The sequence below is a fragment of the Streptococcus zalophi genome, from assembly GCF_016481285.1.
Taxonomy (GTDB): Bacteria; Bacillota; Bacilli; order Lactobacillales; family Streptococcaceae; genus Streptococcus; species Streptococcus zalophi.
This window is the reverse complement of the sequence record NZ_JAENBP010000003.1, coordinates 152,057-172,463: the sequence shown is the minus strand read 5'-3', so window position 1 is coordinate 172,463 and position 20,407 is coordinate 152,057. Positions and strand designations below refer to the sequence as shown.

Genomic DNA, 20,407 nt, shown 5'->3' with positions numbered 1-20,407 from the left:
CTACTGGTTGGAGACAAGAAAGGGGTTAATAATGTTGAAAAAGACACTGAAAGCAACGGTTAAAAACTTGTATCAAATCATTAGAGATGACTACACCATCAATGAAAAAATCAATTTAAATCACTTGACCAATATTTTTTTAGTTTTCCTAGAAGAAGGCAAGTCAAATGATGTGATTCTACGACAGAGAGTAAAAGAATTTTTGTCAACGGTCAATCAAAAACTTGTGACTGCTGACATTATACTACCCCAAAAAGCTAGAAAACTGATAGATGATATCAATCATTTATTAACAGAGGGAGCTTTTTCACTGTTTCATTATTTAGTATTTCGATTTTAAAACTGTCAATTGAATGATTGGAGAACGATATAATGGCAACATTTACAAATGATACACTTAAACAAGTAACTACACTTATCAATACTTTAAATCAAAATTTCCAAAATTCTAAAAAAGGGTTGGGAGATGAACAAAGATTTCAAGATAATTTAGATGACATGATAAGAACAATTGAAAAAACTAAAAAGATTAACAATGTTATTTTGCTTGAACTAGAAAAATTTCATCAAAAAGCGAGTCTTTTGGTTGGGATTGGGCAGTTAAAACTTGAAATAGATGCCTATCAAGCATGGAAAGCATACGATCGTTTCCATTTTGAATACGTCAAAACAAATCTTAAATTATATGGTCCAATTGCGATGATGTAAAGCTAATAGGACAAGTTTACCAACTAACTTGTCCTATTAAAATAAAGTATTACTAGGAGAAAAATGATGCAATGGTTAAAACCAATTATTTATCTTTTAGGAAATGTTTTTATTTTATATTTAACTATACTATGGAAGATGAGCGTGAGGGTTTCAAAAAAGAATTAGCACAGAAAAAAGGGAATTCCATCTGGTTGAGAGTGCTTAGATGGCTTTACCGCTGAATGAATTATAAAAAGGAGAAGAACTTGGCAAGAGTTGGATATTTTTTTATTGGATTATTAGGTCCTCTTTTCTTTTGGGCTATTTTATATATGTTTCATTTTGATAATCAAGCCATCAATGATGTTGTTCAAGTTGTGGTAGAGATTATTTTATTGTGGCTTAGTTTCCGGTATTTTCAAAAGTCTGAGATAGACAAATTTCGTTTTCCAACTAAAAAGCAATGGTTAATTTTTCTTGTGTCTTTGGTGACAATTTTTATATTTTCCAGTGTTTACAGTTATTTTTTTGATATCTACTCAGGAGCTGAAACTGCACTTAAAGAAAGTTATTTAGAAAATGGTTATAGTCTATCTCTAGTTTCAAGTTTGGTCTTTCTTGCACCATTACAAGAAGAGTTGTTAATGAGAGGGTTTATCCAAAAAGGTGCTTTTAAAAATAATTGGATTGGCGTTTTATTAGCTGCAAGTATTTTTGCGGGATTTCATTACCCAGAAAATCTGGTTTCGTTTGTTCACTATGCCATTGCAGGCCTTATTTTTGGCTATGCCTACAAAAAGAGCAATAATTTGTGGATTTCAATCTTATGTCATGCCGGGATCAACACAATCTTTTTGATAACGTTATTACTAGTATAACTGTTTAATAATGACTATCTAACAAATTCAGCAACAACATTAGTTAGCTTATGAAAATTTTCAAAATTATTCCAGACAGGAATGAATTGACAGGGTCTTTTATGATATAATGTCTGATAGTAAGGGAGAATAAAACAGCATGTATCAGAAAAAGTATCGTCGCAATATCAGCCTTCTTGGAGGACTTGATTTTCTTTCCTTTTTTGGGATCACTACTTTTTGGGTCTTGTTTCTTAGTCAAAATGGGATGAGTTTATTAGAAGTTGGGCTTTTGGAAAGTCTATTTCATGGGACCAGTATTCTTTTTGAAATTCCTTCAGGCATGCTGGCAGATCGATTCACCTATAAAACCAATCTTTATATCAGTCGAGTGATGACTATCCTATCCAGTCTTTTAATGATTTTAGGACAAGGTCATTTCTGGATTTATGCTATTGCTATGATTCTGACCGCCTTGGGTTATAATTTTAGCTCAGGAACGGATTCTGCCATGCTATTTGAGTCGGCTAAAGAAGCGGGGCTTGAGTCACGCTATTTGAAAATCACAAGTGTCATTGCTGGCTTTGTTGAAGCAGGATTAGCACTAGGAAGTGTTATGGCTAGTTTTTTTGTTCATGGTCTTTTACACTATACTTACTACATCATGATTGTTTTGTCATTGATTGGTATTGGGTTAATCTATCTGATGAAAGAACCACAGTTAAAAGCTAAAGAAGGTGAACAAACCACTTTAAAATCGATTGTCTTCGTCGTTTCAAAAGAATTTAAAGAAAAACCAGGGCTGCTCTTTTGGATGATTAGTTTTCAATTTGTGGCAAGCATCATGTGTATGTTTTATTTTTACTATCAAAATGAGCTACCCGATTTAACCGTTTGGCAAATTAGTTTCATCATGCTTTTAGGGAGTGTCATCAATGTTTTAGCCGTTTGGTTGGCTAGTCGTATTGGTGAAAAATGGCATTCCAGACGCATTTTTCCGATTTTGGTCTTTCTAACAGGACTTAGTTTTGTTTTTGCCATCACTGGGAATATCATCTTTTATGCTTTGATTTATCTCTTTAGTAATGGTTTATATGCCTTGTTTTTACCCATTTTCAACAACGATCTACAACACAATTTACCAAGTGAAGTGAGAGCAACGCTGTTAAGTGTTAATGCTATGTGTTTTAGCTTATCAATGATTATTGTTTTTCCTTTCACGGGTTGGTTGATTGATAATTGTGGTTTTGCAAGAACCTTTATTTTGCTAGGTTTATTGCTAGTATTACTAGCACCGATACTCTATTTTAAAAATAGAGATGTTATTATTTCAGATGATGTTAGTGAGTAAATAATCGCTATCATTTTGTCAATGTTTAGTCTTAACGATAACAATCATAAGGAGGATGATATGGCAATCCAAAACATCACACTATTCGCCCTCTTTTTAGAAGGCGTCTTATCCTTTTTTTCTCCCTGTGTTTTACCAATTTTGCCGATATATATTGGGATTTTAGCTGGAGATAGTGATAAGGATAGTCAAGATCGTTTAGCCAAGCGGCAAAAAAGAGTGTTGATTAATACATTATGTTTTATTTCAGGCATTGCTTTAACTTTTTTTATCTTAGCTTTTGCGAGTAGCCTTTTAAGTCGTTTTTTAAATGAGCATTTAAAATTTTTACAGATTATTAGTGGCATTTTGATGATTGCAATGGGGCTGTTTCAAATGGGATGGCTTAAAATTGACTTTCTACTGAGAGAATTTTCAGCCAAACAATCGATATATAAAGTAGGGCAAAAAGTAGGCCCACTCTTAGCTTTTTTACTAGGATTTACCTTTAGTTTTTCTTGGAGTCCTTGTATCGGTCCTATTTTAGCGAGTGTCTTCTTTTATGCTAGTTCCCATCAAGGAAGTCTTAGCATTATCTTACTGTTAGTTTATTCTATTGGTTTTATGCTCCCGTTTTTACTAGTGGCTATTTTTTCTCAGAAAATGCTCCAATTCTTTAAACATCAAGTAAAATTTGTCAGCTATACTAAAATTGTTTCAGGCCTTATTTTACTTGTCATTGGTATTAGTATTTTAATGGGCTCATTTACCGTTCTTATGAATTATTTAATATAAGAGAGGTTCAAAAACATGAAAAAATATTTTTTATTACTAGTGTCACTTTTTTTACTGACAGCTTGCTCAACCACACAAGAAGATAAACAATCATCGAGTCAAGTTGAAACAACTCAAGAAGCAAAGACAGAAACAGCACCTGATTTCACCTTGATAGATGATAAAGGTGAGACCATTTCCTTAAGTGATTTAAAAGGAAAAAAAGTTTATATTAATGTCTGGGCGAGCTGGTGTGGTCCTTGTAAGCGAGAATTTCCAGAATTAGAAAAAGTTTACCAAAACGTTAAAGAAGACGATGACATTGTCTTTTTATCTGTCACCTCACCTAATGATAAACAATTTAAAAACAGTAATCCTGCTGACAAGGACTCTGCCACTATTTTAGCAGCAGCTAAAGAACTTGGTGCCACTTATCCAGTTTACTTTGACAGTAATGATCACTTTATGGAAGATTATGCCATAAGAGCTTTTCCGACACATGTATTCATTAATAGCGATGGTAGCTTGGCAAAATACTACCCAGGTCAAATCAATGAAGCTATGTTAGAAGAACAATTGGCGCTTTTAAAATAAGTCAAACATAAAAAGAAATTCACCACAAGGATGGTGAATTTTTTGATATAATATAAAAAAGAAAAAAGAGAGAAGGAGTTGCTATGTCTAATCAAAACATTAACCTTGTTATTGTCACTGGAATGAGTGGAGCAGGAAAAACAGTTGCCATTCAATCATTTGAAGATTTAGGCTATTTCACCATTGATAATATGCCACCAACCCTCATGCCAAAGTTTTTAGAATTGGTATTACAAGCTAATGAAAACCACAAGGTTGCTTTAGTCGTAGACATGAGGAGTCGCTTATTTTTCTCTGAGTTAACCAACATTTTAGATGATTTAGAATTAAATGATCAAATCTCTATTAAAATTCTATTTCTCGATGCCACTGACGGTGAGTTGATTTCTCGCTACAAAGAAACCAGAAGAAGTCATCCTTTGTCTGCGGATGGTCGTGTGTTAGATGGCATAAAGCTCGAAAGAGAACTTTTAGCACCCCTAAAAAGTCTTAGTCAAAATGTTGTTGATACCACAACCCTCACCCCTAGACAATTGCGCCAAACAATCGTTGATCAGTTTTCTGGTGATAATCAGCAAAAAATGTTTCGTATTGAAGTCATCAGCTTTGGTTTTAAATATGGTTTGCCACTTGATGCTGACCTTGTTTTTGATGTTCGTTTTTTGCCAAATCCTCATTACCAACCTGACCTAAGACCGATGACAGGACTAGATCAACCCGTTTATGACTATGTCATGAATCATCAAGAATCAGAAGAGTTCTATCAACATTTAATGACACTCTTACAACCAATTTTACCTAGTTACCGTAAAGAAGGAAAATCAACCCTAACCATAGCTATTGGCTGTACTGGCGGTCAACATAGAAGTGTTGCTTTTGCCCACCGAATTGCAGAAGAATTAAAACAAGACTGGCCTGTTAATGAAAGCCATAGAGATTATCAAAAACGTAAGGAGACCTTAAACCGCTCATGAGAAAACCGAAAATAACCGTTATTGGTGGTGGCACAGGCATTCCTGTTATTTTGAATAGTTTACGCCATCAAAACGTTGATATTGTTGCGATTGTAACGGTTGCGGATGACGGTGGGAGTTCTGGTGAGCTTAGATCCGTCATGCAATTAGTACCACCAGGAGATTTACGTAATGTTTTAGTGGCCATGAGTGACATGCCAAAATTCTATGAAAAGATTTTTCAGTACCGTTTCAATGAAAATGATGGGGCTCTAGCAGGTCATCCTCTAGGAAATCTTATCATTGCAGGAATTGCAGAAATGCAAGGGTCTACTTATAATGCTATTCAGTTACTTTCAAAATTCTTTCATGTCACTGGAAAAATTTTTCCAGCAAGTGAGCAGGCTCTAACACTTCATGCTATTTTTCAAGATGGCCATGAAGTGATAGGGGAAAGTCAAATTGCTAACTATAAAGGAATGATTGATTATGTTTACGTGACCAATGCTTATAATGATGATGTGCCTAAAGCTAGTCGCAAAGTTGTTGAAAGCATTATGGAAAGCGATATGATTGTTTTAGGACCAGGCTCTTTATTTACCTCTATTTTACCCAGCTTAGTGATTCCAGAGATTAAAGAAGCTCTCTTAAAAACACCAGCTGAAATAGCCTATGTTTGTAATATCATGACTCAGTACGGTGAAACAGAGCATTTTACAGATAGTGATCATGTGGCTGTTCTTAATAAACATCTTGGAAAAGATATTATTGATACAGTACTAGTTAACATCGAACCTGTTCCTAAAGGCTATATGGATAATCACCAATTCGACGAATATCTTGTTCAAGTTGATCATGATTTTAAAGGCTTAACCAAACAAGTAAAACGTGTTATCTCTTCTAACTTTTTACGATTAGAAAATGGTGGTGCCTTTCATCATGGTGATTTAGTCGTAGAAGAGTTGATGAGTTTAATTAAAGGACATGGACTATGAGTTTTACAACCACAGTTAAAGAAGAAATTTTAAGCACTTCAACTGTTGATGGCTATGAATTAGCAGCCATTATTAAGATGTCAGGAAATTTAGGCTTAACAAGTAATGGCTTAACCTTATCTGTTTCAACAGAAAATGCTAAGGTCGCAAGACACATCTATGAAATGCTTGAAACATTATGTCACGTCAAACCTGATATTCGGTATCATCAAAAAACAAATCTCAAAAAAAATCGTGTTTATCATGTCTTTATTGAAGAACAAGTTGATAAAATCTTATCACAATTACAATTAGCTGACTCTTTCTTTGGTTTTTCAACAGGTATTGACCATCAGATTTTAGTGGATGATGAAGCAGGACGTTCCTATCTAAGAGGTGCTTTTTTATCAGCTGGAACGATTAGAGAACCAGATTCTGGTAAATACCAGCTGGAAATTTTTTCTATTTATTTAGACCATGCACAAGACTTAGCTAATCTCATGAAAAAATTTTTACTGGACGCTAAAGTCATTGAACGAAAAAATGGTGCTGTCACCTATCTTCAAAAAGCTGATGACATCATGGATTTCTTGATTGTCATTAATGCTATGGCAGCTAGAGAAACGTTTGAAGAAATTAAGTTAATGAAAGAAGCAAGAAATGATATTAACCGCGCCAACAATGTTGAAACCGCAAATATCACAAGAACGATTAATGCCAGCATGAAAATTATCAATAATATCAGTAAGATAAAAGATACTATCGGATTAGAGAGTCTTCCGATTGAACTGCAACAAATTGCTCACATTAGAGTGACTCATCCAGAGTATTCACTACAAGAAATTGCTGATAGTTTAGATTTTCCCTTAACCAAAAGTGGTGTTAATCACCGCTTAAGAAAAATAAATAAAATAGCAGAAGAATTATAGGAGGAAAAAAGATGGGATGTACAACCATTCTTGTTGGTAAAAATGCTAGTTATGATGGCTCTACCATGATTGCTAGAACAGAAGATTCGCAAAATGGGGAATTCACACCAAAGCATTTTGTCGTCTTTAATAAAGAAGACCAACCAAAGAAATATCGTTCAGTTTTATCATCATTTGAAATGTCACTTGATGAAGAACCAATGCGCTACACAGCCGTACCAGATGCTCTTAGAAAAGATGGTCTTTGGGCAGCAGCTGGTATCAATGAAGAAAATATTGCCATGAGTGCGACAGAAACCATCACAACCAATAGTCGTGTGTTAGGAGCAGATCCGTTAGTGCCTTCTGGCATTGGTGAAGAAGATATGGTGACACTAGTTTTACCTTATATTCACTCAGCGCGTGATGGTGTCAAACGTTTAGGAAAGATTCTTGAAGAATTTGGCACCTATGAGTCAAATGGGATAGCTTTTTCAGACGTCAATGAAATCTGGTGGCTAGAAACAGTTGGTGGTCATCATTGGATTGCAAGACGTGTACCAGACAATACTTATGTCACCAACCCTAATCAACTTGGACTTGATTACTTTGAATTTAATAATCCTGACCATTTTCTTTACTCAACAGGTCTTCGTGAGTTTATTATAGAAAATCATCTTGACTTGAATTATAGTCATGAACATTTTAACCCGAGACTAGCTTTTGGTAGTCAAAAAGATAAAGATAGACAATATAACACTCCAAGATCTTGGTCTATTCAAAGATTTTTAAATCCAGAAATAAAGCAAGAGCCAACTAGTTTTTTCATTCCTTGGTGTCAAAAACCTTATCGTAAGATTACCGTTGAGGACATCAAGTATGTTTTAAGCGGGCATTATCAAAACACTGTTTATGATCCTTATGGACTGGAAGGTGATGAGCACTTTAAAAAAGCCTTTAGACCTATTGGTATCAATAGAACCAGTCAAACTGCTCTGTTACAACTTCGTCCTGATAAACCTAAAGAAACAACAGGGATTCAGTGGTTAAGTTATGGTTCCATGCCTTTTAACACTATGGTGCCTTTCTTTACGCAAATTAGTAGCACACCAGAGTATTTTGCTTATACACCAAAAACAGTGACAACCAAGAGTTTTTACTGGACCAATCGCTTGATAGCAGCTATTAGTGACCCTCATTTTAGACAACATGAAGGAGATATTGAAAGCTACAATCAAGAGATTATGGCAAAAGGACATGAGCGACTTTTAACAGTTGATAAAGCATTTGCTCAAGGTGAAACAATTGATTTTGAACAAGAAAATCAATCTATGAGTGACTATGTAGAAGAAAAAACCAATATTCTCTTAGGAAAACTTCTTCATGATGCAAGCAATTTAATGACAAATCGTTTTTCAGTCAGTGACTAGTGAGTAGTTTAAAATAAGCATAGAAAAATAAAAAAACATTGTCAAACAATGTTTTTTTATTTCATAGTGTTTTTTGGGATAATAATTTCAGTGTATTGATTATAAATTTTTTGATTTTCTTGAGAAATATTAGAATCTGTAATCAAATAATCGAAATAATTGGTTTTGTAGAAAACATAGAAATCATAGCGACCAAATTTGGTATAATCAACAAGTAGAATTTTTTGAATCGAATTATTTAAAACAATATTAAGTAATTCTCCTTCAGATTCACTGTAGGTTGCCACGCGATCTTTGTAGATAGCATTCGCACTGATAAATGATTTTGAAAATTTTAAAGATTTAACATAGTTATTAGCAAAGCTACCTACAAAAGCACCTGTAATATCTCGATATTCTCCGCCAAGAAGAATAAGGTCAACTGACTGACTATCTTTTAAAATATTAAAAACAGGCAAGCTATTTGTGATAATGCGTAATTTACGTTGGCGAAGTTCTCTTGCTAGACATTCAATTGTTGTACCTGGTCCAAGAAAAATAGTTTCACCATCGTTAATTAGTGTTGCAGCAACAGCAGCAATTTCTTTTTTTTCGTTGATTTGTTTTGTGAGTTTTTCAGTATTAGAACGTTCATAGAAACTATTTTGACTAATACTTTGTGCACCCCCGTGTACTCGAATTAACTTTCCATTTTTTTCTAATTCGTCTAAATCTCTTCGAACAGTCATGTCAGAGACATCTAGTTCGGCAATGATTTCTTGCACTGTAATAAGTCCCTCATTGTTAACTTTTTCAAGAATCCTTTGTAAGCGTTCTCTCTTTAACATGCTATTCTCCTTCATATAGTCATTGACTGATTATAAATTTATAATAGCATAGAGGCTTGTTTTTTTCAATCACTTTATTTTTATTCTTATAAAAAACAAATAAATACAAACAAATACAAACATAAAAACCTTGACTTTGTGTTTGTTTTGGTTTATATTATAAATGTGGAAATGAGATTATTTTATTAGGCAATTTGTCTACTAGAATGATTTAATCACTTTAAGGTTTGCTTAGCTTTAAAGCCATAAAAATGAGATAAGTTCCCATTAAATGAAAGGAGAATGTAATGATATTAACCATTACCATGAATCCATCTGTTGATATTTCATATCATTTAGAGCGTTTGGATTTGGATACGGTCAATCGGGTGTCTGAAGTTGTTAAAACACCTGGAGGCAAAGGGTTAAATGTTACTAGAGTTTTATCTGAGCTTGGTGATAAAGTCATGGCCAGTGGGTGTATTGGAGGCACAACTGGTGAGTATCTGACTGAGCATCTGGATAATAGTATAAAAAAATGTTTCTTTAGTATCAGCCGTGATACTAGAAACTGTGTTGCTATTTTACATGATGGCAACCAAACAGAAATTTTAGAAAAAGGACCTATGCTTGATTTAGATGAGAGTGAGGGTTTCCTCAATCATTTTAAAATTATTCTAAAACAAGCAGATGTTGTTGCTATTTCTGGTAGCTTACCAGATGGTCTTGAGCAAGATTATTACTCAAGAATGATTGAAATTGCTAACACTTATCATAAAAAAGTGGTGTTAGATTGTTCAGGTAAAGCTTTGGAGGCTGTTTTAGCATCTAAAAATAAACCTACGGTTATTAAACCAAATTTAGAAGAATTATCTCAATTATTGGGTCGTTCTGTTTCTTCTGATATTGAAGAATTAAAAACAGTTCTAAATGATGACTTATTCTCAGGAATTGAATGGATTGTTGTTTCTTTAGGTTCTAAAGGAGCTTTTGCAAAACATCACGATACTTTCTATCGCGTCACTATTCCAAAAATTTCTGTTGTGAATCCTGTTGGTTCAGGAGACTCAACAGTAGCAGGGATTTCGTCAGCACTTTTACACAATGAAAGTGATGAGGATCTCCTTACAAAAGCTAATGTTCTAGGTATGCTTAATGCACAAGAAAAAATGACTGGTCATGTCAACATGGCAAACTATGATAACTTATATAAACAAATTAAAGTAGAAGAGGTATAAAAATGTCACTTACAGAACAAAAACGTCGTTATATGGAAAAACTTTCAAACAAAGATGGTGTGATTTCAGCACTTGCTTTTGACCAACGTGGGGCATTAAGAAGAATGATGTCACAACATCAAACTGAAGAACCAAGTGTGTCACAAATGGAAGAATTAAAGAGTTTGGTATCAGAAGAATTAACTAAATATTCTTCATCTATCCTTTTAGACCCAGAATTTGGTCTTCCAGCAGTTGACGTTAAAGATGAAAATGCAGGTCTATTACTTGCTTATGAAAAAACAGGTTACGACGCAACAACAACAACTCGCTTACCTGACTGTTTGGTTGAGTGGTCTGTTAAACGTTTGAAAGAACAAGGTGCAGATGCCATTAAATTCCTTCTTTACTATGATGTAGATAGTGATGATTACACTAACCTTCAAAAGAAAGCATATATCGAAAGAATTGGTTCTGAGTGTGTGGCAGAAGATATTCCTTTCTACCTTGAAATCGTTTCATATGATGAAAAAATCAAAGATGCAACAAGTGCAGAATACGCTAAAGTAAAACCAAGAAAAGTGATTGAAGCAATGAAAGTCTTCTCAGAAGATCGCTACAATGTTGATGTTTTAAAAGTTGAAGTGCCAGTTAACATGAACTATGTTGAAGGATTTGCAACTGGTGAAGTGGTTTACACTAAAGAAGAAGCAGCACAATACTTCCGTGATCAAGAAGCAGCAAGCAACTTACCTTACATTTACCTAAGTGCAGGTGTAAGTAGCAAACTTTTCCAAGAAACTCTTGTATTTGCTCATGAAGCAGGTGCTAAATTTAACGGTGTTCTTTGTGGTCGTGCTACTTGGGCTGGCTCAGTTGAAGTTTATATTAAAGAAGGTAAAGACGCTGCTGTTGAATGGTTACGTACAACTGGATTTAATAATATTGACGAATTAAACAAAGTCATTGAAAAAACAGCTACTCCTTGGACTGAAAAAGTTTAAAAGTAACTACGGGTAAAAATGATGTTAAGTTTAAGTAATGACTTTTTAACAGTAACCTTTAGTGAAAATGGTGCCACTTTAACATCCATCAAAGATAAAGAAGGCATTGAATACCTTTGGCAAGGGGATGCTAACTATTGGAGTGGACAAGCACCAGTACTATTTCCAAATTGTGGTAGTGTGAGAGACGATAAAACTATTTTTGCCTCAGCTGATCATGTTGAAGGAACTCTTCCTCGTCATGGATTAGTTCGTAAAAAAGTATTTGATGTGACAGATCACGATAACAATAGTATTGCGTTTAGCATTCAATCAACTAAAGAAATGCTTGACAACTATCCTTTTCAATTTGAATTAACTATTCTTTATACCTTATCTGAAAAGACAATTACAACAGAGTATCAGATTAAGAATAAAGATGCTAAGCAAATGCCATTCTTTATTGGAGGTCATCCAGGATTTAATTGTCCAATTAAAGACGGTGAGTCATACGATGATTACTACTTAGAGTTTGAAAAAGTTGAAACTTTAACGATTCCAAAACAATTTCCTGAGACAGGTCTTTTGGATTTGTTAGACAGAAAAGACTTTTTAAACCAAGAAAAAATCTTGCCACTATCATTTGATTTATTCAAAGAAGATGCTATTACTCTCGACCAGTTAGAGTCGAAAAGTGTTAAGTTATTATCTAAAAATCATGATAAGGGTATTGAAGTAGCATTTAAAGATTTCCCATCACTTGTTTTATGGACAACACCTAATAAGGGGCCATTTATCGCTTTAGAACCTTGGTTAGGGTTGTCAACATCACTGGAAGAGTCTGATGTTTTTGAAGAAAAACGTCATGTGCAGTATGCTCAACCAGATGAGTTAAAAACATATGCCTTTGATATTACAATCTTAGGATAATACATCAAAATGAGTTTGTTAAAAAAGTATCTCACCATCCGTGAGATACTTTTTTTTGAACTTGCAATTTTTTTCAAATAACACTATAATAAATAACAGTTCAAAAATAAATAGCAGAGTAGATTATGAAGCGTTAAGTGCCTGATGAACGGGGAGTTGTCATTGGGACGAAAAAAAGAGAGAACTGTCTTTTTGCGGTTTCGTAGTCGCATCCCGCTGCTACATCTTTTTCTATAAGGTAACGATACTTTTTCTTATCTTTAGATAGGTATATAGCCATTGATGTAGTAACAGGTACCATCTGCCTTGGAGGTATTCTTTATGTTACAACTTAAAAATGTCAGAGTTCTGACATTAGCTACTATATTAGCTGCATTAGCTATTGTGATGGGATTTTTTAAACTACCCATTTCACAGATTTTGGAGTTACGTTTTGCATCTCATGTTATTGCTATTGCTGGCTCTCTTCTTGGACCAGTAGTTGCAATGATGGTTGGGGTCATCTCAGATATTGGTGGTTTTTTTATCAAACCAACTGGTCCATTTTTTCCAGGTTTTACAATTAGTGCAGCTCTAACAGGCTTAATCTATGGTTATTTTTTATATAAGAAACCTTTCAGTTTAAAGAGAATTATCATGGCTCAAGTAGTTTATACCATAGCAATTAGTGCTTTGTTAAACACGATATGGTTAGCCACACTTTATCAGTTACCATTTTATGAAACCTTTATCGCTCGTTTAATTACAAGTGCGATACAATTACCGATACATATTATTATTTTGACACTTCTTTTAAAAGGTATTGAACGATTAAATTTATTCCAATATATTATTGAAAAATAACATCTAAAACATCTTCAATTTCTTAGAATTTTGAAGGTGTTTTTTATTAAAAAACACCTTTTAAAGAAGTCAAACGAATAAGGAGTTTTTAACATTAAATGCTTAAAATTGTTGATTTTATTGACTGTTCACAATGAAAACGTTATTTGTTGAAAACGAAACATAAAACAACAATAAAACAACAATAAAACAACAAAATAGGTTGACAAAGTGTTACATTTGTGTTATTATTTGATTAAATAAAATCAAGGTCAAATAAAAACAACACTGTTTTAGACTATTTTTATCACTATTTCACGTATAAAAGGAGAACAAATGTTTGAAGATATTTTATTAACGGATGTATCCAGTCAAGAACAACTCTTTGAAAGCGTTGCCAATGAACTGGAAAAAGTTGGCTATGTGACAAAAGAATATAAAGATGCCTTGAAAGAAAGAGAAAAAGAATTTCCTACTGGGCTTAAAATTGATCTTATGGATGGGTCGGATATTCTATATGCAGCTATTCCACACACAGAAACAAAATATTGTTTAACCGATCGGATTGTCTATGTTAAAAATAGTAAACCTTTAGTTTTTAAACATATGATTAACCCTGAGGAAGAGTGTTATGTTAATTCATTTTTCTTTATCATCAATGATAAAAATGACAGACAAACTGATGTATTGTCTCAGTTAATGTCATTCTTTGTTGAAAAAGGTAATTTAGAAGAACTAGGGAAGATGGATTCTAAAGATGTTATCAAAAAATATTTAATACAAAAAGGAGTATTACATTATGATTAAAATATTAGCAGCTTGTGGTGCTGGTGTTAACTCTAGTCACCAAATTAAAAGTGCACTTGAAACAGAATTATCAGCTAAAGGCTATTCTGTAACAGCAGATGCTGTGATGGTGAAAGATATTACTGAAGAAATGGTTAACCGCTATGATATCTTTACTCCAATTGCAAAAACTGATTTAAGCTTTGATTTAAAAATCCCAATGGTTGAAGCAGGACCAATTCTCTATCGTATTCCAGCGATGAGCAAACCAGTTTTTGACAAAATTGAAGAAATCATCAAAGAACATGATTTAAAATAATTTATAAATTAAGGAGAAAAAAATATCATGCAACAGTTTATTGAATTAGTTAATAATTTCTTTGACCCGATTATCAAATTGGGTGCCCCTGTTATTATGTTAATCGTTATGACAGGTTTAGCCATGTTATTCGGTGTTAAGTTCTCAAAAGCCTTGGAGGGGGGTATAAAATTAGCGATTGCTCTTACAGGTATTGGAGCTATCATTGGTATGCTTACTGGCGCGTTTTCTGAATCACTTCAAGCCTTTGTTGAAAACACAGGTATCCAATTGAATATTATTGACGTTGGTTGGGCACCTCTTGCAACAATCACTTGGGGTTCTCCATATACCCTATTATTCTTGTTAATTATGATTGTTGTCAACATTGTTATGATTATTCTTAATAAGACTAATACTCTTGATGTGGATATCTTTAATATTTGGCACTTATCTATTACTGGACTTCTTATTATGTGGTACGCAGAACGTAATGACGTATCAACAATTGTTGGCTTACTAGTTGCTATCGCTGCCATTGTTCTTGTTGGTGTTCTAAAAATTATCAACTCAGACTTGATGAAACCAACATTTGACGATTTGTTAAATACTGATCATAACTCTCCAATGACATCGACTCACCTTAACTACATGATGAACCCTGTTATCATGATTTTAGACAAAATTTTTGATAAAGTTTTCCCATGGTTAGACAAATACGACTTTGATGCTGCTAAATTGAACCAAAGAATTGGCTTCTGGGGCTCTAAGTTCTTTATCGGTATGGTTTTAGGTTTCGTTATCGGTATTATGGGTAACCCAACAATTTCTATTGAAAGCGTTCAAGGATGGTTTGGTCTTGGATTCACAGCTGGTGCCAGCTTAGAATTATTCTCAATTATTGGTTCATGGTTTATCGCCTCTGTTGAACCACTATCTCAAGGAATCACAAACTTTGCAAACAGCAAAATGGGTGGACGTCGTTTCAATATTGGACTCGACTGGCCATTTATTGCAGGTCGTGCTGAAATTTGGGCATGTGCTAACATTTTAGCCCCAATTATGCTTATCGAAGCTATCCTTCTTTCAAATGTTGGTAATGGTATCTTACCTCTTGCAGGTATCATCGCTATGGGTATGACTCCTGCGCTTCTTGTGGTTACTCGTGGTCGTCTTCTTCGTATGATCTTAATCGGATCACTTTTATTACCATTATTCTTATTATCTGGTACCATGATTGCACCATTTGCGACAGAACTTGCTAAAAATGTTCAAGCTTTCCCAGCAAATGCTCCTGCAGATGCTTTAATCACTCACTCTACTTTAGAAGGACCAATGGAAAAAATCTTTGGTTACCTTATTGGACAAGCAACTACTGGACAAATTGCTTTCGTTCTTGGTTTTGTTATCTACTTGGTATTCTACCTAGGAATCTTCTTCTGGTATGCAAAACAAATGAAAGCTCGTAACGAAGAGTATGTTAAAGCAGCAGCTAAATAATACTAATGGTTTCTAAATAATTTGAAACGAAATGTTTACTACTATAATGAAAGGGATAAATAATTATTTATCCCTTTTGTTGTTTTTTTAACTTTTCAAGGAGTTATTTGTTGTTTATTTCAACATAAGTTTATATAATAAAAGTATCAATCTGGAGGGGTAAAGTGAATGAAAAAATATCAGAGGCTAGAAGAAATCACTAAAATGGTTAATCAAAAAGGAACCATGCGAATTTCGGAAATCGTAAAAAAACTACATGTCACAGATATGACTGTTCGAAGAGATTTGGCAGAATTAGAAGAACAGGGTGTCTTGACAAAGCTACACGGGGCAGCTAGAAGTAATACAGCTTTTCAATATAGAGAAATTTCTCACCGTGAAAAAAATACACAAAATGTTGAAGCTAAACGTTTAATTGCTCAAAAGGCAGCTTCTTTAATTGAAGAGGGAGATACCATATTTTTGGGTCCAGGCACAACCATTTCCTTATTAGCAGAAGAAATTACTCATAAATCCTTATCAATTGTGACTAATTGTTGGCCAGTTTTTAATATTTTATTCCAAAAAACATCACCATCTTTTCAAGTGTTTCTTCTAGGTGGAGAGATGAGGGAAATCACTGAGTCTTTTGTTGGTGATATCACCAATACCACTTTAGAGAGGATGCATTTTAGTAAAATGTTTTTCAGTGCAAATGGTGTTAAAGGCAAATCAGTCATGACATCTTCGGTTGCAGAAGCATATACCCAAAAATTAGCTTTAAGTCACTCTATTGAGCGTTATCTATTAGTTGATTCTTCAAAGATTGGTAAAGAGGATTTTACTACTTTTGCCTCCTTGACAAATATTACAGGCATCATTATAGATGATCATGAAACAGAGGCAATGAAACGATTGAGAGCATACACGGAAATTATTCAATAAACAAAGCATTAAATGTTGATTATTTAATATAAACAACCAAAATCAGACTTTTATGAGAAAATAAAGACTGTTCTTAAGATAAAACAACAAAAAGTCAACACTATGTGTTGACTTTTTGTTTAATTAACGTTATAATAGTTATGTAGAATAATATATCTATACAAAAAATTAATTAAAAAGATATATAAATAGATGAGGAGAAAAATATGACTATTGTAATTGGTGCTGATCCAGCAGGAAAAGAACTCAAAAAAATCGTTAAAGACTATCTTATTAGTAACGATTACGATGTTTTTGATGTCAACGAAGCTTCTGATAAAGATTTTGTTGAAACAACTCTAGCAGTTGCTCAAGAAGTTCAAAAATCAGATGATAACTTAGGTATCGCTATTGATGCTTATGGTGCTGGAAGTTTCATGGTTGGTACAAAAATCAAAGGAATGGTTTGTGCTGAGGTTTCTGATGAACGCTCTGCCTATATGACAAGAGGTCATAATAATGCACGTATGATTACTATGGGTGCTGAAATTGTTGGTAGAGAACTAGCAAGAAATATTGTCAAAGGATTTGTGACAGGAAGCTATGATGGTGGACGTCACCAAATTCGTGTTGACATGCTTAACAAAATGGGATAATAAAGAAAGGTGATATAAAATGAAAATTGCAATTGGATGTGACCACATTGTTACCTATGAAAAAATTGAAGTTTCAAACTTCTTAAAAAGTCTTGGTCATGAAGTACTAGATTTTGGAACATATGATACTACTCGTACTCACTATCCTATCTTTGGTAAAAAAGTTGGAGAAGCTGTTGCTAGTGGAGAAGCTGATTTAGGTGTTTGTATTTGTGGAACTGGTGTTGGTATCAACAACGCTGTTAACAAAGTTCCTGGTATCAGATCTGCTTTGGTACGTGATATGACAACTGCCTTATACGCTAAAGAAGAATTAAATGCTAATGTTATCGGTTTTGGCGGTAAAATTACTGGTGGACTTTTGATGAATGATATTATTGAAGCATTTATCAATGCTGAATACAAAGAAACACCAGAAAATAAAAAATTAATTGCAAAAATCGCTCATGTAGAAAGCATCAACAAAGATCAATCTGATCCAAAATTCTTTGAAGAATTTTTGGAAAAATGGGATCGCGGAGAATATCACGATTAATTATTGTTAATGAGACTATAAATAAGTTATCGGCCACCATTTAACTTATTTATAGTTTTTATTTTTTATCTGTGATATTTTATTGAGTTTTATCATAAAAGTTGTCATTTATGTTATAATAGTGACAAAATCATAAGGAGGAACATTATGGCTGTAAGAGATTTTATGACTGATACTGTGATTCATGTCTCACCAGATACAACAGTTGCTCAAGCTGCAGATTTGATGAGAGAAAAAAACTTTCGCCGTCTGCCCGTTGTTGAAAATGGTAAGTTGGTTGGTTTAGTTACTGAAGGGACACTAGCTGATGCTAAACCTTCTAAAGCAACAACGTTATCTATCTATGAAATGAATTACCTATTAAATAAAACACGCTTAAAAGATGTGATGGTTAAAAAAGTCATAACAATTGATCCAAAAGCAAGTTTAGAAGATGCTATTTATCTAATGATGACTAACAAGATAGGTGTTCTTCCTGTTTTAGAAGATGACCAATTAGTTGGAATCATCACTGACAAAGATGTGTTTAAAACTTTCTTAGAAGTTTCTGGTTATGGTGTTGAGGGTGTTCGGATTCGGATTGAAGCAGAGAACAAAGTGGGAGTCTTAGCTAAAATTATTCAAGCCATCTCAGAAGAAAATCTCAATATCGGCCGTACCGTTGAAGCTAACAAAGGCTCAGGAAAAGTTGTCATTGAAGTTCAAATTGATGGTGTTTTTGACACTGAGACATTGAGAAAAAAATTAAATGATAAATTACAACCATTTGATATCAATGTAGAGTCGATTGTTCAAACATCAAAAAAAGAATTACTTTAAAAATAAAACACTGCTAGAAAAATAGCAGTGTCTTTTTAACGGTTTTTTTGATAAAATGGAAATAATAAAAAGTTAAGGATGACATATGCGTACAGGAAAAATCATTTCATTTGAAGGTCCAGACGGTGCCGGTAAAACATCCGTTTTAGAGTCCTTGTTACCAGTATTGCAAAACAAATACGATGGTCAGGTTATTATGACAAGAGAACCTGGTGGCGTAGCTATTGCAGAAAAAATTCGTGACATTATTTTAGACGTCAATCATACCAGTATGGATAGTAAGACGGAATTGCTTCTTTACGCAGCAGCTAGACGCCAACATTTGGTAGAGAAAATTTTACCAGAACTAACAAAAGGAAATCTTGTTTTAATTGATCGTTTTATTGATAGCTCGGTTGCCTATCAAGGTTATGGTCGTGGGATTGCCACTATTGATGTTGATTGGTTAAATGATTATGCAACAGATGGTATCAAGCCTGATTTAACACTCTTATTTGATGTGCCATCAGAAACTGGACTGGCAAGGATTCAAAAAAACAATAATCGTGAAGTGAATCGCTTAGATTTAGAAAAACTGGACATGCATCAGCGTGTTAGACAAGGGTATTTAACAATAGCAAACCAAGAACCTGATCGTTTTAAAGTGATTGATGCCTCACAAAGTCTAGAAGATGTCATTGAAGAAACGCGGACTATTTTAGAAGCCTTTTTGGAGTTGTCATCATGAACTTAGAACAACAACAACCTAAAATTTTTGCTTATTTCAAAACCATTTTAAAAGAACAACGTCTTAGTCACGCTTACCTTTTTTCAGGAGAATTTGCTAGTTTTGAGATGGCCATATATGTGGCTAAGAGTTTATTTTGTACTAATCTTTCAAAGGACAATCAACCTTGTTTGATTTGTCGTTCTTGTCAATTGATTGATGAGCGAGAGTTTTTAGATTTAAAAATTATTGAACCAACAGGAAACACGATTAAAACAGAGACGGTTCGGGATTTTATTCATGATTTTTCTTTTTCTGGTATTGAAGGAAAAAGGCAGGTTTTTATTATCAAAGAAGCTGAAAAGATGCATCTTAATGCAGCTAATAGTCTTTTAAAATTTATTGAAAATCCTCAAAAAGATGTTTACATCATTCTTATTACTTCTGATGCTAATAAAATATTGCCAACGATTAGAAGTAGATGCCAAGTTTTTTACTTTAAAAAAGACCATAATTATATTAAGGATTATTTAGAGTCACTAGGAGTACTTCCTAGTCAAGCAATGAAATTAGCAGAACTTGTTTCAACGATTTCTGAAGCAGAAAAATTATCAAAAAATCAAAAATGGTTGGACAATATGAGGGAAATAGAGCTTGTAGTAAGTGCTTTACTTACTAATCAACCACAAGTCTATTTAAGAATGGCTAAATTAAGTGAAAAAATTCAAGAAAAAGATGAGCAACTAATGACTTTCAAGTTAATGGTTTATCTTGCAAGTAAAGTTGATGACCTTTTCAAAAAAGATGCTTTGCTAAAAAAAATCTATCAAGCACAAAAAATGTGGCAAGCAAATGTTAGTTTTCAAAATGCTTTAGAATTTATGGCATTGGCTGATTAGTAGCTTTTAAGCCTCTAGAAATTAAGGAATTTAAGTA

Annotated in this window: 24 protein-coding genes and 1 riboswitch; of the genes, 23 read left to right on the top strand and 1 reads right to left on the bottom strand. The window is 33.7% G+C overall.

What is annotated here, in order from left to right:
* Positions 1-31: 31 nt before the first annotated feature.
* The 10 genes from JHK64_RS03625 to JHK64_RS03580 all read left to right on the top strand — a co-directional run bounded on the left by JHK64_RS03625 (position 32) and on the right by JHK64_RS03580 (position 8,510).
* The gene (locus JHK64_RS03625) at positions 32-340 is read left to right on the top strand and encodes a hypothetical protein (RefSeq protein WP_199567646.1); all 309 of its coding nucleotides are present in this window, start codon (positions 32-34) and stop codon (positions 338-340) included.
* A gap of 32 nt (positions 341-372) precedes the next feature.
* The gene (locus tag JHK64_RS03620; RefSeq protein WP_199567645.1) at positions 373-708 is read left to right on the top strand and encodes a helicase BlpT; all 336 of its coding nucleotides are present in this window, start codon (positions 373-375) and stop codon (positions 706-708) included.
* A 248-nt stretch (positions 709-956) separates the two neighbouring features.
* Complete coding sequence (locus JHK64_RS03615; RefSeq protein ID WP_199567644.1) at positions 957-1,568, top strand: CPBP family intramembrane glutamic endopeptidase; 612 nt, start codon at positions 957-959, stop codon at positions 1,566-1,568.
* 139 nt (positions 1,569-1,707) lie between these two features.
* Complete coding sequence (locus JHK64_RS03610) at positions 1,708-2,898, top strand: MFS transporter (RefSeq protein ID WP_199567643.1); 1,191 nt, start codon at positions 1,708-1,710, stop codon at positions 2,896-2,898.
* Between the two features lie 60 nt (positions 2,899-2,958).
* A complete protein-coding gene (locus JHK64_RS03605; protein WP_199567642.1) occupies positions 2,959-3,672 on the top strand; it encodes a cytochrome c biogenesis CcdA family protein in 714 nt (237 codons plus the stop codon).
* A 15-nt stretch (positions 3,673-3,687) separates the two neighbouring features.
* Entirely contained in the window at positions 3,688-4,245 is a 558-nt protein-coding gene (locus JHK64_RS03600; protein WP_199567641.1) for a TlpA family protein disulfide reductase, read from the top strand.
* A gap of 83 nt (positions 4,246-4,328) precedes the next feature.
* Positions 4,329-5,219 carry an RNase adapter RapZ gene (rapZ, locus tag JHK64_RS03595; RefSeq protein WP_199567640.1) on the top strand — a complete coding sequence of 297 codons (891 nt, stop codon included), beginning with the start codon at positions 4,329-4,331 and terminating at the stop codon, positions 5,217-5,219.
* The gene (locus JHK64_RS03590) at positions 5,216-6,193 is read left to right on the top strand and encodes a YvcK family protein (RefSeq protein ID WP_199567639.1); all 978 of its coding nucleotides are present in this window, start codon (positions 5,216-5,218) and stop codon (positions 6,191-6,193) included. Before rapZ ends, JHK64_RS03590 begins: the two co-directional genes overlap by 4 nt.
* Positions 6,190-7,101 (top strand): DNA-binding protein WhiA, encoded by a 912-nt coding sequence (whiA, locus tag JHK64_RS03585; protein WP_199567638.1) that lies wholly within the window; start codon positions 6,190-6,192, stop codon positions 7,099-7,101. The genes JHK64_RS03590 and whiA overlap by 4 nt, the downstream gene beginning before the upstream one ends.
* An 11-nt stretch (positions 7,102-7,112) precedes the next feature.
* On the top strand, positions 7,113-8,510 hold the full coding sequence (locus JHK64_RS03580; RefSeq protein WP_199567637.1) for a C69 family dipeptidase: 1,398 nt from the start codon (positions 7,113-7,115) through the stop codon (positions 8,508-8,510).
* Positions 8,511-8,566: 56 nt separating this feature from the next.
* Here the strand turns inward: JHK64_RS03580 and JHK64_RS03575 are convergent, their stop codons facing one another.
* Complete coding sequence (locus tag JHK64_RS03575) at positions 8,567-9,337, bottom strand: DeoR/GlpR family DNA-binding transcription regulator (protein ID WP_199567636.1); 771 nt, start codon at positions 9,335-9,337, stop codon at positions 8,567-8,569.
* A 287-nt stretch (positions 9,338-9,624) separates the two neighbouring features.
* On the opposite strand from JHK64_RS03575, the gene JHK64_RS03570 reads away from it, so the two are divergent.
* From JHK64_RS03570 to JHK64_RS03510, 13 genes are all read left to right on the top strand, one after another.
* Entirely contained in the window at positions 9,625-10,554 is a 930-nt protein-coding gene (locus JHK64_RS03570) for a tagatose-6-phosphate kinase (protein WP_199567635.1), read from the top strand.
* 2 nt (positions 10,555-10,556) lie between these two features.
* Positions 10,557-11,537 carry a tagatose-bisphosphate aldolase gene (gene lacD, locus JHK64_RS03565; RefSeq protein ID WP_199567634.1) on the top strand — a complete coding sequence of 327 codons (981 nt, stop codon included), beginning with the start codon at positions 10,557-10,559 and terminating at the stop codon, positions 11,535-11,537.
* Positions 11,538-11,555: 18 nt separating this feature from the next.
* Positions 11,556-12,446, top strand: coding sequence for an aldose 1-epimerase family protein (locus tag JHK64_RS03560; protein ID WP_199567633.1), 891 nt, complete (start codon positions 11,556-11,558; stop codon positions 12,444-12,446).
* A 112-nt stretch (positions 12,447-12,558) separates the two neighbouring features.
* A riboswitch (THF riboswitch) is annotated at positions 12,559-12,667 on the top strand.
* 100 nt (positions 12,668-12,767) lie between these two features.
* Positions 12,768-13,289, top strand: a complete 522-nt coding sequence (locus JHK64_RS03555; protein WP_199567632.1) for a folate family ECF transporter S component — start codon at positions 12,768-12,770, stop codon at positions 13,287-13,289.
* Positions 13,290-13,604: 315 nt separating this feature from the next.
* Positions 13,605-14,075, top strand: coding sequence for a PTS sugar transporter subunit IIA (locus JHK64_RS03550; RefSeq protein WP_199567631.1), 471 nt, complete (start codon positions 13,605-13,607; stop codon positions 14,073-14,075).
* Positions 14,068-14,373, top strand: coding sequence for a PTS sugar transporter subunit IIB (locus JHK64_RS03545; protein WP_199567630.1), 306 nt, complete (start codon positions 14,068-14,070; stop codon positions 14,371-14,373). The genes JHK64_RS03550 and JHK64_RS03545 overlap by 8 nt, the downstream gene beginning before the upstream one ends.
* A gap of 27 nt (positions 14,374-14,400) precedes the next feature.
* A complete protein-coding gene (locus JHK64_RS03540; protein WP_199567629.1) occupies positions 14,401-15,852 on the top strand; it encodes a PTS transporter subunit IIC in 1,452 nt (483 codons plus the stop codon).
* Positions 15,853-16,020: 168 nt separating this feature from the next.
* Positions 16,021-16,776 carry a DeoR/GlpR family DNA-binding transcription regulator gene (locus tag JHK64_RS03535; protein ID WP_199567628.1) on the top strand — a complete coding sequence of 252 codons (756 nt, stop codon included), beginning with the start codon at positions 16,021-16,023 and terminating at the stop codon, positions 16,774-16,776.
* Between the two features lie 206 nt (positions 16,777-16,982).
* Positions 16,983-17,411, top strand: coding sequence for a galactose-6-phosphate isomerase subunit LacA (gene lacA / locus JHK64_RS03530; protein ID WP_199567627.1), 429 nt, complete (start codon positions 16,983-16,985; stop codon positions 17,409-17,411).
* A gap of 19 nt (positions 17,412-17,430) precedes the next feature.
* Complete coding sequence (gene lacB / locus JHK64_RS03525) at positions 17,431-17,946, top strand: galactose-6-phosphate isomerase subunit LacB (protein WP_199567626.1); 516 nt, start codon at positions 17,431-17,433, stop codon at positions 17,944-17,946.
* A 147-nt stretch (positions 17,947-18,093) separates the two neighbouring features.
* Positions 18,094-18,765 carry a CBS domain-containing protein gene (locus JHK64_RS03520; RefSeq protein ID WP_199567625.1) on the top strand — a complete coding sequence of 224 codons (672 nt, stop codon included), beginning with the start codon at positions 18,094-18,096 and terminating at the stop codon, positions 18,763-18,765.
* An 85-nt stretch (positions 18,766-18,850) separates the two neighbouring features.
* Positions 18,851-19,492 (top strand): dTMP kinase, encoded by a 642-nt coding sequence (gene tmk / locus JHK64_RS03515; protein ID WP_199567624.1) that lies wholly within the window; start codon positions 18,851-18,853, stop codon positions 19,490-19,492.
* Positions 19,489-20,370 (top strand): DNA polymerase III subunit delta', encoded by an 882-nt coding sequence (locus tag JHK64_RS03510; protein ID WP_199567623.1) that lies wholly within the window; start codon positions 19,489-19,491, stop codon positions 20,368-20,370. Before tmk ends, JHK64_RS03510 begins: the two co-directional genes overlap by 4 nt.
* Positions 20,371-20,407: the final 37 nt, after the last annotated feature.

Bases quoted from the DNA above. Each gene is read 5' to 3' on its own strand.
- JHK64_RS03625 (WP_199567646.1), top strand. From the start codon at position 32: ATGTTGAAAAAGACACTGAAAGCAACGGTTAAAAACTTGTATCAAATC.
- JHK64_RS03620 (WP_199567645.1), top strand. From the start codon at position 373: ATGGCAACATTTACAAATGATACACTTAAACAAGTAACTACACTTATC.
- JHK64_RS03610 (WP_199567643.1), top strand. From the start codon at position 1,708: ATGTATCAGAAAAAGTATCGTCGCAATATCAGCCTTCTTGGAGGACTT.
- JHK64_RS03605 (WP_199567642.1), top strand. From the start codon at position 2,959: ATGGCAATCCAAAACATCACACTATTCGCCCTCTTTTTAGAAGGCGTC.
- JHK64_RS03600 (WP_199567641.1), top strand. From the start codon at position 3,688: ATGAAAAAATATTTTTTATTACTAGTGTCACTTTTTTTACTGACAGCT.
- rapZ (WP_199567640.1), top strand. From the start codon at position 4,329: ATGTCTAATCAAAACATTAACCTTGTTATTGTCACTGGAATGAGTGGA.
- JHK64_RS03590 (WP_199567639.1), top strand. From the start codon at position 5,216: ATGAGAAAACCGAAAATAACCGTTATTGGTGGTGGCACAGGCATTCCT.
- whiA (WP_199567638.1), top strand. From the start codon at position 6,190: ATGAGTTTTACAACCACAGTTAAAGAAGAAATTTTAAGCACTTCAACT.
- JHK64_RS03580 (WP_199567637.1), top strand. From the start codon at position 7,113: ATGGGATGTACAACCATTCTTGTTGGTAAAAATGCTAGTTATGATGGC.
- JHK64_RS03575 (WP_199567636.1), bottom strand. From the start codon at position 9,337: ATGTTAAAGAGAGAACGCTTACAAAGGATTCTTGAAAAAGTTAACAAT.
- JHK64_RS03570 (WP_199567635.1), top strand. From the start codon at position 9,625: ATGATATTAACCATTACCATGAATCCATCTGTTGATATTTCATATCAT.
- lacD (WP_199567634.1), top strand. From the start codon at position 10,557: ATGTCACTTACAGAACAAAAACGTCGTTATATGGAAAAACTTTCAAAC.
- JHK64_RS03560 (WP_199567633.1), top strand. From the start codon at position 11,556: ATGATGTTAAGTTTAAGTAATGACTTTTTAACAGTAACCTTTAGTGAA.
- JHK64_RS03555 (WP_199567632.1), top strand. From the start codon at position 12,768: ATGTTACAACTTAAAAATGTCAGAGTTCTGACATTAGCTACTATATTA.
- JHK64_RS03550 (WP_199567631.1), top strand. From the start codon at position 13,605: ATGTTTGAAGATATTTTATTAACGGATGTATCCAGTCAAGAACAACTC.
- JHK64_RS03545 (WP_199567630.1), top strand. From the start codon at position 14,068: ATGATTAAAATATTAGCAGCTTGTGGTGCTGGTGTTAACTCTAGTCAC.
- JHK64_RS03540 (WP_199567629.1), top strand. From the start codon at position 14,401: ATGCAACAGTTTATTGAATTAGTTAATAATTTCTTTGACCCGATTATC.
- JHK64_RS03535 (WP_199567628.1), top strand. From the start codon at position 16,021: ATGAAAAAATATCAGAGGCTAGAAGAAATCACTAAAATGGTTAATCAA.
- lacA (WP_199567627.1), top strand. From the start codon at position 16,983: ATGACTATTGTAATTGGTGCTGATCCAGCAGGAAAAGAACTCAAAAAA.
- lacB (WP_199567626.1), top strand. From the start codon at position 17,431: ATGAAAATTGCAATTGGATGTGACCACATTGTTACCTATGAAAAAATT.
- JHK64_RS03520 (WP_199567625.1), top strand. From the start codon at position 18,094: ATGGCTGTAAGAGATTTTATGACTGATACTGTGATTCATGTCTCACCA.
- tmk (WP_199567624.1), top strand. From the start codon at position 18,851: ATGCGTACAGGAAAAATCATTTCATTTGAAGGTCCAGACGGTGCCGGT.
- JHK64_RS03510 (WP_199567623.1), top strand. From the start codon at position 19,489: ATGAACTTAGAACAACAACAACCTAAAATTTTTGCTTATTTCAAAACC.